Genomic DNA, 13,468 nt, shown 5'->3' with positions numbered 1-13,468 from the left:
TCAATTCACACTCATTCTAATGCCAGCTGCTACAGCCAGCGGAGCCAATGTTACGGTTAAAACTGAAATTGCCGCCAGTATCGCTAACTGACCATGAACTGCAAGCCCCATTGAGGCATTTTCAACTGCTGCCGTGGCAAATATCAATAAGGGAATAAAAAGCGGAATTAAAATTAAACTGACCAGCGAACTTCCGCGCTGAACCTGCAGAGTTAATGCTGCACCAATAGCTCCCAACGCACTTAACGCCGGAGTTCCCAGCAACAAAGTCAACGCCAGTGCCCACCAACCCTGCAACGGTAAACTCAGCAACAAAGCCAGAACGGGCGACAAAATAACCAGCGGTAAACCACTTAACAGCCAATGCGCCATCATTTTCGCAGTAACCGTAAAAGCCAGAGGCTGCGGTAATAAACACAGCTGTTCCAGGGTGCCGTCCTGAAAGTCATCGCGAAATAGGCGTTCAAGCCCCAATAAACTGGCGAGTAAAGCAGCTACCCAAATAATTCCGGGGGCAATACGAGCCAGAATATCAGGGCCCGGACCAATGCCCAACGGAAACAACGTCACGACCATTAATAAAAAGAGCAGAGGGTTTAAGGCATCGCTGCGTCGCCGTGCGGCTATCCGTAAGTCCCGCTTCAGCAGAGTTAACCAGGTTTGTCTGTTCGAAAGCTGACTCATAGCACCTCACCCCGGTATTCCAGAGACAGTTTTTCAGGCGTTAAACCTGATAAAGTCAGTGACTGATGCGAGGTGAAAATAATGGTGCCGCCTGCATCTAAATGCTCGACAAAGCGTTGTTGTAATAAGGCTATTCCCTGGACATCCAACGCGGTAAAGGGCTCGTCTAATATCCACAACGAGGCTTGCGTCGCCCATAACCGGGTTAATGCAACTCGTCGTTGCTGGCCTGCAGACAGTCGCGTGGTTAATTCATCTTCCAGACCCAACAGCCCTAGCTTCTCGAGCAAATCCCAGGCATCAACGTCTTGCACAGAGGATAACTGTTGCTGCCAGTGAAAGTTCTCCAGCGCACTTAACTCACCTTTAACCGCGGCTTTGTGTCCGATAAACAGTAACTGCTGACAGTATTCCGACCAATTCTGACTGAGCGGCTGACCGGCAAATGAAACCACACCGTCGGACGGCTCCAGCAATCCGGTAAGAATTCGCAGTAACGACGATTTTCCAGCACCATTAGGACCGCTAACCTGCCATAACTGACCAGCGCTCACGGAAAAGTCGAGATTTTCAAATAATACTCGCCCGCCACGGATTGAGCTTAGCTGCTCTGCGTGCAATAGTGGGCTGTTGGTGGAAGCAACTTGTGTCATGCGGATTTTACAACCGGAACCTTACTGGTAAGCTGACGCAAATGCCCAAGATTCTACCATAAAAATTAGGTAAAGCGCATGGCTGATATTAAGCAACTGTTACAACAAATGATGGCTTCTCCGGAACGAACCTTAGCTCGTGCCGAACAGCAGCAATTGTCCAGTCTAATGCGTATTTTCAGCGGCTCAGCCTCTAGTGGCAATTCAGCCGCAGCCACAACTCAGGCTCCACAACAGGGCAATATTCCGACGCCCTCGATAAATGCAGGCTCGCTGAATCAGGCAAATACGACCAGGTTACTCGCTCAATTATTGGTCCAGATCAGTTTACCGGTAACTTTTGAGCCCACGAAAGGCCAACAGCCACCTCGTATTCAGGGTAACAACTGGCAATGGCCTAACCCGCCAAAAAATATTCAGCCGCCATTAACGGCGGCAACAAAATTGCAACTGACAATAACTCAGCCTGATCCCAAACAACCGATAGTTCGTGTAGCTCTTAGCACTGGTGCAACAAAACCGGTGGCTGTTGCAGATGTACCGGTAACTCAACTGCCACCAAAGCTGATTAAAGCCTTTGTTGAGCAGGGCCGGGTTGCTACGGTGCAACCGACACCGCAACAGCCGGTAACATCAAAGCCAGGCACGCAACCAGTTAACCAGCCAGTGAGTCAACCAAACGCCACTGTCCAGCCCTCGCAGGCACAAAAAGTATCGATACCAACGGCAACCGGGTTAGCAATAAAACAGGCTCAACAAATAACACCTAAACAATTTCAACAGGCATTGCAGAACTTTATACCGCAAAGCCTGCGGCCTTCGCCCTCATCCACAGGCACGGCTGAAAGCGTTCAGCAGCCGACGGCCCGATTGTCAGCGGAAGCAGCAAGAGAAGCATTGCAGTCACCGCCTAAGGCCTTACAACAGCTTTTGGTCAAAGTACTTCAGCAAATGCCAACACCGGATGCCATGCAACGCCCCCAGGCCTTGCAGAGCTGGGTCAGCGATTGGTTTGCGGCGCGCCCGGTCAGCGCTCAACCCAGTCAGCAAATGGGAGGATTAGGGCAAATGCTAATGACGTTGCTGGGCCTTGCAATGCAGCAGCAACCAGAAACAACCAGCAGTAGTAGTGCAGCTAGAACCTCACCAAATCAGTTTACTCAGGCCTTTATTCAGCAGGTGCTTAATCCTGCCCCTGAAAATGCAGGCGAAGTGCGCGAGCGCATTAATGCCCTGCTGCAACAATTACCGCAACAACAGTTGCAGCGACTATTACAGCTTTTTACCGGCATCCTCAACTCGGCGCAAAGCAGTCAGGCCAGATTGCAGGATTCACCTCCTCAACAACCGGAATATTACATTCTGCTACCCGCTGATACACAAAAGCCACAGCAGCATGAATTGCTTATTCGCAGTGAACGCGAAAGCAGCAATAAAGAGAGTAACGGCCGCACCTTATGGTTATTTACTCTGCGCTTTGAACTGGAAAGTACCGGGCCTTTACTGGTTAAAGGTCGCTACCACCCGCAAGGGTCATCGGTTGACTTCTACACTGAAACGAACGCGGCGCAAAAAGTGGTTGAGAGTAATGTTGAAAAGCTTGAAAAAAGGCTTGCCGAACTGGAGGTTAACAGCGTTAAGCTTCGGGTTCAGCAAGGTAAAATTCCGGACAACCTGGCGCAGCAGCACAGCGGTATTATTCGGGTGACAGTATGAGTGACAAGAAAGAAAAACAAGCGATAGGTTTGTCTTACGACGGCTTTAATGCGCCCAAAGTCATAGCCCGGGGGTTTGACGAACTTGCTGAAGAAATTATTGCCGTTGCAAAAGAGCATGGCGTTTTAGTCCATGAAGATCCTTTGCTGTCCGATTCGCTGGCCAAACTGAATGTGGGTGATGAAATTCCACGGGAGCTGTACATTATTATCGCGGAAATTATCGCTTTCGCGTACTTACTGGATGGCAAATTCCCAAGACAATGGGAAGAGGGTTAGTCCGCTTTATGCGCCTTTTTTGTGCAACGAGGTTAATAACTCAGCCTCAGCCTGCGGCAGGTCACATTCCTGCATCAGTTCTTCAACACTGGCTCCGCTCGCCACTAACTTAGCTGCGCGCTGATAAAGCTTACTACCCGGATCCTGCTCGGCAACTTCTTGCAACCTTTGCTGTAACTGCTGTTGCTCCTCGTTTAGCTGCGCAACTTGCTGCTGCAACTGAGCAACCACCTGCTGCTGAGCAAAGTCGGTCTTTGAGGAGGCTTCAGCGGGTTGTTGTTTAAACTGCTCTCGTAGCGACAACACTTCGCTGGCGGTTTCCGTGAGCATGAGCAGGCGCTGCTGCTGACGTTCAATGAGCTCAGCCTGCCGCCGCGAGGTAATAACCACCGCGACTAAAGCAATAAGCGCCAGCCCAAGAGCCAGCGCTGAAATAACAAATAACCAGTTCGTCATCATTTAGCTCAGACGGGAAATTTCATCCCACTCTTCATCGGTGAGCATTTTATCCAGGTCAACCAGAATCAGAAGTTCGTCATCTCGGTTACTTACGCCCTGAATAAAGCGAGCACTCTCGTCAGTACCCACATTCGGAGCACTATCAATTTCTGAGGTTTTCAGATAAACCACCTCGGCAACGCTATCGACCAGTATGCCAATAACCTGCTGTTCAGACTCAATGATCACAATACGCGAATTGTCAGTTACTTCGGTTGTCTGCAAGCCAAAGCGCAGACGCGTATCAATGACCGTAACCACGTTACCGCGCAAATTGATAATACCTAGTACGTAGCTGGGTGCGCCGGGTACGGGAGCAATTTCGCTGTAGCGCAGCACTTCCTGAACCTGCATTACATTGATACCGTAAGTTTCCTGTTCCAGCTGGAAAGTTACCCACTGCAGAACTTCGTCATTCCCATCAACGTCAGTTTCATTCTTGATAGCGCGATTGTCTTTACTCATCTCTTACTCCGCCATGCGTTATTAATCTTGCTGGATATGTCCCAGACCTTTATCCAGAAGTGTAATCAATGCGTTAACATCCAGCAATGCACACATTCTGTCACGGACAACCCCGGCAAGCCAGGGTCGCTTATTATTTGTTTCCTTACGCCACTGAATCGATTGCGGCTGCAAAGGTTCACTGGTCACTAATTCTTCACACAACAGTCCCCATGGGCTGTCATTCAAAGTAATTAGATACTGATAATCTAAATTCTCTTCCAGCTCCGGCGTACATTTTTCCGGCATGACCCAACGAGCTGTATCAACCACCTGCAGTTTATTTTCACGCTCGGTCATAATACCCCGGAACCATTTAGGTTTTCCCATCAGCGGACTAATTTTGCCCAGTTGATGGATGCCCCCCAGACTTTTTAGCGGCACAGCAAGGGTTAAGCCCGCCACTTTAAAAAATAATGCCTGAAAGTCCTGTTCCATATACTCTGACATCGCATCCGGTAGTGGCTCCGTCGGAGGTTCAGAAACCTCAAAAACTTCAGTTTCCACTTCTGTTTCGGTGTCAGTATGTACTTCCGTATCAATGTCTGTTTCAGTAGTTGTCAGGTCAACAGTTTCTGTTTCAACTTCTGTTTCTGTTACCGTTTCAACCTCTGGTTCTTTATAGCTATCGTCCGCTTTTGCAGAAACTAAAGGTAATAAATCCTGTTCACGGTTTAAGCTAACCGTTTCTTCCTCAGCAACCGCCTGAATTTTCGGTGCCGCTTGCTCTAACAGCCGTTTAACCGGTTCATTGTCAAACTCAACCGTTTCTTCCTCAAGCAGTAAAGCGTTGAGGTATTCTGCCATAGCGGCTTCACTGTTATCGCGTTTAGTCGTCATAAATCAACGCTCTTCCAGCTGCTTCAAATTAGTTAGTAGGGACTGGTAAGCCAACACCCCTCGCGATTTCGGTGCATAAGCAGAAGGAGTGAGCTGCTCATTAGAGGCATCGCGGAATTTCGTATCTATTGGGATCATGCCATTCCAGACCGAGCGACCATAACGTGCAATAAGTTTCTTATACGTTTGCAAAGACGCATTGGTTCGCTTGTCATAAAGTGTCGGGATAATCGTATAAGAGTAATTCTCACCGCGAGATTTATGTATTAGCGTTAAGGTTCGCATCATGCGCTCTAACCCTTTTAGCGCTAAAAACTCAGTTTGAACCGGAATCAACACTCTCTGGCAACAGGCAAGTGCGTTGACCATAAGAACCCCCAGCACTGGCGGCACATCAATAAGCACATAGTCGAAATCGTCAGCGACCATAGCCAGGCCGCGTTTTAAGACCAGTCCCATGCCGTCCTGAGTGCCAAGCTTACGATCAAGCGTAGCCAGTGCCATAGTGGCAGGCATAACGCTCAAATGCTTAAACTGGGTAGGCAAAATACTGCGGCGCATCAAATCTGCGGTTACAGCTTTGCCTGCACAGAATACATCAAAGGAGCCGGACTCCAGTGACTCTGAATCAATCCCAAAATAATAGGTTAATGACGCATGGGGGTCAGTATCAATACAAAGGACTCGCTTACCCTGTTCAGCCAATAGGCCTGCCAGCGCAACGGTTGTGGTGGTCTTTCCGACCCCGCCTTTTTGATTAGCTACCGTCCATACGATCATTCACTCATCCTGCTATAAGCCGCTGTAACCGACTTCTTTCATAATAGCCTTGGCCATTCCTTCAAGGCTGATACTGCGGGTTGAAATGCCCCCTTGGGCAACCGCCTGTGGCATCCCGTACACAACACAGCTAGCCTGATCCTGAGCCCAGATAGTCGCGCCCTGGTCCTTCAGCATTCGTGAACCATCACGGCCATCAGCACCCATGCCGGTTAAAATGACACCCAGCACTTTGCCCATGTAGGTTTTCGATAAGCTGGCAAACGTTAAATCGACACTCGGCTTATAAGTAATGCGCCCACTAGTGTCATCTTTTATGCGCAGTCTTGCACTGCCCGGACGACCTTCAACCATCATTTGCTTGCCACCCGGCGCTAAATACGCGGTTCCGGCTTTTAGCACATCACCGTCTTCGGCTTCTTTAACATGCACCTGGCACAGACCATCCAGGCGCTGTGAAAAGGCTTTGGTAAAAGCCGCAGGCATGTGTTGAACCATAACAATAGGGTAAGGAAAATTGCCGGGCAATTGGGTGAGTATTTTTTGCAATGCGACAGGGCCACCGGTTGAGGTTCCTATCGCCAGTAATTGATAAGCCCGGTTTATTGTTAATGCGCCAGCCGATGTCGCTGTACGCGCATCACTTTCACGCTGACTTTGCAGCTCATTATTACGTTGCCGGATACGATCCAGCGCTGTAGTGGGCTCTGACGGACGTTCGGGTTGCTTCGCAACAGGCGGCGGTGTTAATGGCCGCGCAGACGTTCGGCTTACCGGCTGCTTAGCAATCGCTATAACGCGATCCTGCAGAGTTTTTACTGCCTCGTCGCGGTTACGGGCGATATCTTCAAATTTCTTCGGCAGAAAGTCTGCGGCTCCCGCCTCGAGTGCGTTCAGCGTTGCTGTCGCCCCCTCATGAGTCAGCGAACTGAACATCAAAATAGGACAAGGATTGCTGCTCATAATGGCTTTCACAGCATCAATACCGTTCATTACCGGCATCTCAATGTCCATGGTAATAACGTCCGGCTTAAGGGTTCGGCTTTGTTCTACCGCTTCTTCGCCATTATTCGCACTACCAATCACTTTAATGTTGGTATTGTCTTCTAAAATCTCAGTCACCCGGCGTCTGAAGAACGCCGAGTCGTCTACCACGAGAACTTTTACAGTCATGAACGGTTTGTCCCGTTATCTTTTGGCGTAATACTTAAGCATGCTGGGCACATCGACTATCAGAGCTATACCACCGTCGCTGGTAATTGTTGCCCCTGCCATTCCTGGCGTACCCTGCAGTAACTTATCCAAAGGTTTAATAACCACTTCTTCCTGACCAATCAGTGCGTTCACCACAAAGCCAACTTGTTGATTGCCAATTTGCACAACCACTACATGACCTTGTTCTTTACGACTTGAACCATCATGGTTACGGACTAGCCATTTTTCTAAGAAGAACAGCGGAATAGCACGGTTACGTACAATAAGAGTCAACTGTCCGTCTACGGTATTGGTGCGCTTCATATCCAGGTCGATAATTTCACTGACAACAGCAAGCGGCAAAGCAAAAGTCTGATCTCTTACGGCGACCATTAGCGTCGGCAATATTGCCAGAGTCAGCGGCACTTTAATCAAAAGTTCAGTACCTTTACCTAACTCTGAGTTAATTTTAACGCTACCGTTGAGCTGACTGATTTTGGTCTTAACCACATCCATGCCAACACCACGACCGGAAATATCCGAAACTTGTTCTTTGGTCGAGAAACCGGCAGCGAAAATCAAGTTATAAGCATCTTCATCGCTTAAACGAGCAGCGGAGTCTGCGTCCATAATGCCTTTTTTAACGGCAATGCCTCTCAGTTTTTCAGCATCCATACCGGCACCATCGTCTTTAATCGACAGCATAATATGGTCACCTTCCTGAGACGCCGATAAGGTGACGGTTCCTGAGCGCGACTTACCATTAGCTTCACGTTCATCCGGCATCTCGATACCATGGTCAACAGAGTTACGAACCAAATGCACCAAAGGATCGGCCAGAGCCTCAACTAAGTTCTTATCTAAATCGGTTTCTTCACCGTACATCTCAAGATTGATTTCTTTCTTCAGGCTACGAGCCAGGTCACGGACAACCCGAGGGAAGCGACCAAATACTTTCTTAATTGGCTGCATCCGGGTTTTCATTACTGCGCCTTGTAAGTCGCCAGTGACAACATCCAGATTCGAAATCGCTTTGCCCATTTCAGCGCTGTCTGACTCATCAGAATTACTCAGGCTCAGCAGGCGGTTTCTGACCAGTACCAGCTCGCCGACCATGTTCATAATTTCATCTAAGCGCTTGGTATCAACCCGCACAGTAGTTTCAACCGGAGCAGGCGCTGGTGCAGCTGGTTTTTTATCTACCGGCTGAGCCGCTGCTGGTTTCGATTTAGGCTCTGATTTCGGCTCAGGCTTCGGCTCCGGTTTGGATGCTGGTTTTGCCGCAGGTTTTGGCTGCGCTTTGGGTTCAGGCTTTTTCGGTGCAGGCTCATCACCTTTCGGTGTCGGCGCTTTGCCACTGCCATGCAACTCGTCCAGCAGAGATTCAAATTCGTCGTCTGTTATCTCGTCGTCTTTTGCAGGCTCTTTCTGCTTTTCTTGTTTTTTCTCAGCACTTTGAGGCGCTTTGCCGCTGCCATGAAGTTCATCCAGCAATGACTCAAATTCATCATCTGAAATCTCATCACTGTCTTCATTTACCTTGGGGGTGGACGCCGCTGGCTTATCGTCTTTTCCGGGACCTTTGCCTTCACCGTGCAACTCGTCCAGTAACGCTTCAAACTCATCGTCCTGAATTTCGTCAATGCTGTCGCTGCTGCTTTCTTCTGCTGCAGGTTCTGGTTCCGGAGCTGTTTCCTCAGCAGATTCATCTTTTGGAACCTCTATAGGCCCTTCGTCCTCAGACTCTGGTTCACTCAACTTATGCAATAATTCCAGCAATTCTGGTGAAGCAGCTTCAGGTTCTTCTTTGGCGCGCACCTGCGCAAACTGAGTATTGATAGTATCCAACGACTGAAGAATCACGTCCATCAGATCGGAAGTGACAGTACGCTGACCATTACGCAGGGTATCAAATACGTTTTCCGCACCATGACAGGTGTCAACCAGAGCTCCCAAAGACAGGAACCCGGCGCCACCTTTAACCGTATGAAAGCCACGGAAAATAGCATTCAACAGATCTTTGTTTTGCGGATCATTTTCCAGTTCAACTAGCTGTTCAGACAGTTGTTCGAGGATCTCTCCAGCCTCGATCAAAAAATCCTGCAGAATGTCTTCGTCCATATCAAAGCTCATGCGACTGATGCTCCTAGAAACCTAAACTGGACAACAAATCGTCCACTTCGTCTTGTCCGCCAACCACGTCATCGCGTTGATCAGCATCGATAATTGGGCCTTCGGCATGGGCTGCATCTTTCTTAGGCGCAAGCCCTGCTTTTTCCGCGTTACGACGTTCTTCTTCTTTACCAAATATCTTCAGTAGTTCAATCAGGTTCTTTTCAACGTCTTCGACCAATTGAATAACCCGGCGAATCACTTGCCCGGTAATATCCTGAAAATCTTGCGCCATAAGCACTTCAGTCATTAACCCATGCACTTGAGGCATATTTTCGCCACAGCGCTTAAGTACGTCATCGACCTCATGACATAAAGACTTGAATTCATTTAACTGAATATCGTTGCTCATTAACCGGTTCCAGGCCGGCATAACTTTCTCGACACGGTGATGCATATCGTCTGCAAGTGGTAGACAGGCTTCTACGGCATCCATGGTGCGATTCGCGGCGTCTTCAGTTTTTTCAATGACATACAGCAGACGATTTTGCGCGTCCGGAAGATCATCCTGCGTCATTTGCACAATGCGAGGGTCAACCTGAAAGTCCTGGAGCGCTTCGTGGAGGTCTCTTGTTAACTGGCCTACAGAGGTAAACAACTTGTCATTACGACGGTTGTAAACATCTTCCAGTAATTGGTTAGCCTGCTGTTGTTTCCCGTCTTCAAGCAAGGCTACTAATTCCTTGGCTTGCTCCAGAGAAAGATCATGGGCGTTATCAGACATAGTCGTTCGCCCTTTAGCTGATTCGTTCGAAAATCTTGTCGAGCTTTTCTTTCAACGTTACGGCTGTAAATGGTTTAACAATATAACCATTTACTCCAGCTTGAGCTGCCATAATGATCTGCTCTCGCTTGGCTTCCGCTGTTACCATTAACACCGGTAAATGAGCCAGGTTATCGTCCTTGCGAATTTCACGCAGCAAGTCGATTCCCTGCATACCCGGCATATTCCAGTCGGTTACGACAAAGTCGAAATCACCGTTCTGCAACATGGGCAATGCGGTATTACCGTCATCGGCTTCCTGTATATTGGTAAAGCCAAGATCACGAAGTAAGTTCTTAATGATTCGTCTCATTGTAGAGAAGTCGTCCACAACGAGAATTTTCATATTTTTATCCAAAGCACCCTCCACTGAGGCTCTCGATTACAACCAAAGTTTATTCAACCCAATTTTGCATTCGCGACTTCAGTCGCAACATTGCCTGACTGTGAATTTGACTGACTCGTGATTCACTCACGCTCAGCACTTCACCTATCTCTTTTAAATTCAATTCTTCGTCATAATACAACGAAAGCACCAAAGCTTCACGTTCTGGTAACGAAGATATTGTCGAAACCAGCGCTTTATGAAACGCCGCGTTCTCAACATCTTTTTGTGGCTCATAAGCTGAACCCGTTACCTGCTCTGGCATGATAGCATCTTCTGATACACCAAGATCTTCAATACCAACTATTCGTCCCGTGCTGACATCCCGCAAAATATGATGATATTCATCCATACCCATATTCAGTTTGGCGGCCACTTCCGTGTCTTTTGCATCGCGTCCGGTTTCATTTTCAACCTGACGAATGGCTTCCAGTACGCGCCGATGATTACGATGAACCGAGCGCGGAGCCCAGTCACCACGACGAATTTCGTCCAACATCGCACCACGAATGCGAATGCCGGCAAAGGTTTCGAAACTGGCGCCCTTAGTGTTATCAAAGTTACGCGCAGCTTCTAATAAGCCAATCATGCCTGCCTGGATCAAATCGTCCACTTGCACACTGGCTGGAAGTCTAGCCATCATATGGTGTGCAATACGCTTAACCAGCCCGGTATGCTGTTCAATAATAGCATTCCGGTTGTCAGCAGTGGCGGCATAAACGGCAGCTTTATTCATTGGCAACATCCCGCTTACTCTCGTTATCGGCAGAAGTTATCAATTGTTCAAGAAAAAATTCTAAATGTCCGCCGGCTTGAGCAGGAACAGGCCAGTCAATGGCTTTCTTAGCCAAAGCTTTTATCGCTAAAGAGGCTGGTGATTTTGGATAAGCCAGTACCATAGGTTGTTGTTTTCTAACAGCTAAGCGCAAGTTATCATCAAAGGGTATAATCGCGGCAAGCTCTAAAGCGACGTCTAAAAATCGGTCGGTTACTTTAGTCAATTTATTGAACAATACTTGTCCGTCGCGCAGATTTCTTACCATATTGGCAACCACCTTGAATTTAAACAGGCCTTGCTCCCGGCTCAATACTTTTATCAGTGCATATGCATCGGTAATTGATGTTGGTTCATCACAAACCACTAATAAAACATCCTGTGACGCTCTGGCAAAGCTGACAACGGTATTACCAATACCAGCTGCGGTATCGACAATTAATACGTCATAGTTTCCCTGAAGCTGGCTGAAGGCTCTTATTAATCCGGCGTGCTCAGATTCACTCAAGTCCACCATAGAACGCGTTCCCGATGTTGCCGGAACAATTTTGATTCCTGCCGGGCCTTCAATCAGAATATCTTCCAGCTCACACTGCCCACTCAACACATGAGAAAGGTTGCGCTCAACCCGCAGGCCTAACATAACATCGACGTTAGCCAGACCTAAGTCGGCATCCAGCACTAATACTCGTTTGCCCTGCTTTGCCATTGCGATAGCCATATTCAGCGACACGTTGGTTTTCCCAACGCCGCCTTTACCACCAGTTACCGCAATAACTTTTACTTTCGATTGTTTCATTCTTCGCAGACCGCTTGCTTGATCCATCGGGCGTATCTCTTTTCTGACTAGATTGATAACAGCTTCATATTATATTGGCTCATTCAGCGAGAAAACGCCTCATTCCAGTACGATTTTGGCACGTCTGACACTGAGGAACAAATGCTTTTATCAAGCAGCCGCTCAGCCTCGGCAACCATAAAGTTGGCATCCGCTACCCGAATGTCTTCAGGTACTTGCTGACCATTTGTTAAATAGCCAACTGGTAAGCCATGTTCTATTGCTACGCTGATACTCTCACCTAAACTTAAGCATTCGTCCAGCTTAGTAAAAATGCAGCCAGACAAAGGTAATGCTTTAAACTGCTTAACAGCATCCATCAGCACCTGGCTTTGTGATGTGGCAGACAACACCAGATAAGGGCGGATGCGCAGCCGGGAATTCTGAATTAACTGGCTTAACTGTTCATTCAAACGCTTATCGCGTTGACCCATGCCTGCCGTATCAATCAAAATAAGACTTTTTTGACGTAGCGCAAGTAATGCATCTGCCAGTTCCTGTGCATTTTTAGCCACTTTGACCGGACACCCTATTATACGACCATAAGTTTGTAATTGTTCACTGGCGCCAATACGAAAGGTGTCTGTGGTAATTAAAGCCACTTTATCGGCACCATGGCGTTGCGCATAACGAGCCGCTAATTTAGCAATCGTCGTTGTTTTACCTACACCGGTGGGGCCAACTAAAGCGACCGCACCACCGCGTGTCAAAATATCGTCAGAGGTGGTATTCAGTTGGCCTTCCAATAAATGCAAAGTCTGTTCCCAGGCCTCATCATCTGATCCGCCTTCAGGAATAAAACAGGCAATCTGGTCGGCAACTCGTTCGCTCAAGCCCATATCCATTAACCGATTCATCAGCATAGAGCGGATTGGTTCTTCACGATCCATTTCTTGTTTCATCAAGCCGCTCAACTGGTGTTCCAGCAATTGACGAATACCATTGACCTGAGAGCGCAGTTCAGCAATGGCCTGGGAGTCGTCGGCTGCCGGTGCGTTTACTTGTTCAGGGAAAATATCGTCGTTGAGTTGAGAGCCATTAAATTCTTGCGGCTCGGCTTTCGGTTCTGGCCGTTTTGACGCTTCAGCAACCGCTTGCGTAGCAGAGCGTTGCGCAGGCTGTTCAGCCTGTGCCTGACGCTGTAACAATTCCTGCAAAGATTCAGCCGGCACTTCTGGCGTCTTTGACGCGGCCGGCTCATTCGGCGCTTGTTCAGCCAATGGCTGTGCCTGTTGCGCATCGGGGTCAATGGCTGCAACCAGCTCAATACCACCGTTTACTTTCTTATTGGACAGGATAATAGCATCCGGACCTAAAGTTTCTTTAACCTGTTGCAAACCACGGCGCATATCTTCGGCAAAAAAGCGTTTAATCTTCACAAGCGACTC

General features: G+C 48.3%; 15 protein-coding genes. 2 read left to right on the top strand and 13 right to left on the bottom strand.

The window, feature by feature from the left end; translation table 11 throughout:
* Both ccmB and ccmA read right to left on the bottom strand, forming a co-directional pair.
* Positions 1-684: a heme exporter protein CcmB gene (gene ccmB, locus ACN0TF_RS00410; protein ID WP_114981598.1), complete on the bottom strand. Its 684-nt coding sequence runs from the start codon at positions 682-684 to the stop codon at positions 1-3.
* Positions 681-1,337 carry a cytochrome c biogenesis heme-transporting ATPase CcmA gene (ccmA, locus tag ACN0TF_RS00405; RefSeq protein WP_417440325.1) on the bottom strand — a complete coding sequence of 219 codons (657 nt, stop codon included), beginning with the start codon at positions 1,335-1,337 and terminating at the stop codon, positions 681-683. Before ccmA ends, ccmB begins: the two co-directional genes overlap by 4 nt.
* A gap of 78 nt (positions 1,338-1,415) precedes the next feature.
* Between ccmA and ACN0TF_RS00400 the strand changes: the two genes are divergently transcribed.
* Together ACN0TF_RS00400 and ACN0TF_RS00395 are read left to right on the top strand one after the other, a co-directional pair.
* The gene (locus ACN0TF_RS00400) at positions 1,416-3,053 is read left to right on the top strand and encodes a flagellar hook-length control protein FliK (protein ID WP_417440324.1); all 1,638 of its coding nucleotides are present in this window, start codon (positions 1,416-1,418) and stop codon (positions 3,051-3,053) included.
* On the top strand, positions 3,050-3,331 hold the full coding sequence (locus ACN0TF_RS00395) for an EscU/YscU/HrcU family type III secretion system export apparatus switch protein (protein WP_011234359.1): 282 nt from the start codon (positions 3,050-3,052) through the stop codon (positions 3,329-3,331). Before ACN0TF_RS00400 ends, ACN0TF_RS00395 begins: the two co-directional genes overlap by 4 nt.
* 6 nt (positions 3,332-3,337) lie before the next feature.
* On the opposite strand, the gene ACN0TF_RS00390 is transcribed toward ACN0TF_RS00395, so the two are convergent.
* From ACN0TF_RS00390 to flhF, 11 genes are read right to left on the bottom strand one after another with little or no spacing between them, the layout of a single operon-like run.
* Positions 3,338-3,790, bottom strand: a complete 453-nt coding sequence (locus ACN0TF_RS00390; RefSeq protein WP_417440323.1) for a DUF2802 domain-containing protein — start codon at positions 3,788-3,790, stop codon at positions 3,338-3,340.
* Positions 3,791-4,294, bottom strand: a complete 504-nt coding sequence (locus ACN0TF_RS00385) for a chemotaxis protein CheW (RefSeq protein WP_011234361.1) — start codon at positions 4,292-4,294, stop codon at positions 3,791-3,793.
* Between the two features lie 21 nt (positions 4,295-4,315).
* Positions 4,316-5,173 (bottom strand): chemotaxis protein CheW, encoded by an 858-nt coding sequence (locus ACN0TF_RS00380; RefSeq protein ID WP_417440322.1) that lies wholly within the window; start codon positions 5,171-5,173, stop codon positions 4,316-4,318.
* Positions 5,174-5,176: 3 nt separating this feature from the next.
* Complete coding sequence (locus ACN0TF_RS00375) at positions 5,177-5,953, bottom strand: ParA family protein (RefSeq protein ID WP_417440321.1); 777 nt, start codon at positions 5,951-5,953, stop codon at positions 5,177-5,179.
* A gap of 12 nt (positions 5,954-5,965) precedes the next feature.
* A complete protein-coding gene (locus ACN0TF_RS00370; protein ID WP_417440320.1) occupies positions 5,966-7,126 on the bottom strand; it encodes a protein-glutamate methylesterase/protein-glutamine glutaminase in 1,161 nt (386 codons plus the stop codon).
* Between the two features lie 15 nt (positions 7,127-7,141).
* Positions 7,142-9,280: a chemotaxis protein CheW gene (locus ACN0TF_RS00365; protein ID WP_417440319.1), complete on the bottom strand. Its 2,139-nt coding sequence runs from the start codon at positions 9,278-9,280 to the stop codon at positions 7,142-7,144.
* 13 nt (positions 9,281-9,293) lie between these two features.
* On the bottom strand, positions 9,294-10,043 hold the full coding sequence (locus ACN0TF_RS00360) for a protein phosphatase CheZ (protein WP_417440318.1): 750 nt from the start codon (positions 10,041-10,043) through the stop codon (positions 9,294-9,296).
* A 13-nt stretch (positions 10,044-10,056) separates the two neighbouring features.
* Entirely contained in the window at positions 10,057-10,440 is a 384-nt protein-coding gene (cheY, locus tag ACN0TF_RS00355) for a chemotaxis response regulator CheY (protein WP_016341317.1), read from the bottom strand.
* Between the two features lie 37 nt (positions 10,441-10,477).
* Positions 10,478-11,203: an RNA polymerase sigma factor FliA gene (locus tag ACN0TF_RS00350; protein WP_417440317.1), complete on the bottom strand. Its 726-nt coding sequence runs from the start codon at positions 11,201-11,203 to the stop codon at positions 10,478-10,480.
* Complete coding sequence (locus ACN0TF_RS00345) at positions 11,196-12,068, bottom strand: MinD/ParA family protein (protein WP_011234369.1); 873 nt, start codon at positions 12,066-12,068, stop codon at positions 11,196-11,198. The genes ACN0TF_RS00350 and ACN0TF_RS00345 overlap by 8 nt, the downstream gene beginning before the upstream one ends.
* Before the next feature lie 56 nt (positions 12,069-12,124).
* Positions 12,125-13,459, bottom strand: coding sequence for a flagellar biosynthesis protein FlhF (gene flhF / locus ACN0TF_RS00340; protein WP_417440316.1), 1,335 nt, complete (start codon positions 13,457-13,459; stop codon positions 12,125-12,127).
* Positions 13,460-13,468 lie beyond the last annotated feature (9 nt).

Source organism: Idiomarina sp. (genome assembly GCF_048265525.1).
GTDB lineage: Bacteria > Pseudomonadota > Gammaproteobacteria > Enterobacterales > Alteromonadaceae > Idiomarina.
Note: the sequence above shows the minus strand (reverse complement) of the source record. Positions and strands in the feature narration are given on the sequence as shown.

Coding starts and splice junctions, on each gene's coding strand:
- ccmB (WP_114981598.1), bottom strand. CDS start 684: ATGAGTCAGCTTTCGAACAGACAAACCTGGTTAACTCTGCTGAAGCGG.
- ccmA (WP_417440325.1), bottom strand. CDS start 1,337: ATGACACAAGTTGCTTCCACCAACAGCCCACTATTGCACGCAGAGCAG.
- ACN0TF_RS00400 (WP_417440324.1), top strand. CDS start 1,416: ATGGCTGATATTAAGCAACTGTTACAACAAATGATGGCTTCTCCGGAA.
- ACN0TF_RS00395 (WP_011234359.1), top strand. CDS start 3,050: ATGAGTGACAAGAAAGAAAAACAAGCGATAGGTTTGTCTTACGACGGC.
- ACN0TF_RS00390 (WP_417440323.1), bottom strand. CDS start 3,790: ATGATGACGAACTGGTTATTTGTTATTTCAGCGCTGGCTCTTGGGCTG.
- ACN0TF_RS00385 (WP_011234361.1), bottom strand. CDS start 4,294: ATGAGTAAAGACAATCGCGCTATCAAGAATGAAACTGACGTTGATGGG.
- ACN0TF_RS00380 (WP_417440322.1), bottom strand. CDS start 5,173: ATGACGACTAAACGCGATAACAGTGAAGCCGCTATGGCAGAATACCTC.
- ACN0TF_RS00375 (WP_417440321.1), bottom strand. CDS start 5,953: ATGATCGTATGGACGGTAGCTAATCAAAAAGGCGGGGTCGGAAAGACC.
- ACN0TF_RS00370 (WP_417440320.1), bottom strand. CDS start 7,126: ATGACTGTAAAAGTTCTCGTGGTAGACGACTCGGCGTTCTTCAGACGC.
- ACN0TF_RS00365 (WP_417440319.1), bottom strand. CDS start 9,280: ATGAGCTTTGATATGGACGAAGACATTCTGCAGGATTTTTTGATCGAG.
- ACN0TF_RS00360 (WP_417440318.1), bottom strand. CDS start 10,043: ATGTCTGATAACGCCCATGATCTTTCTCTGGAGCAAGCCAAGGAATTA.
- ACN0TF_RS00350 (WP_417440317.1), bottom strand. CDS start 11,203: ATGAATAAAGCTGCCGTTTATGCCGCCACTGCTGACAACCGGAATGCT.
- ACN0TF_RS00345 (WP_011234369.1), bottom strand. CDS start 12,068: ATGGATCAAGCAAGCGGTCTGCGAAGAATGAAACAATCGAAAGTAAAA.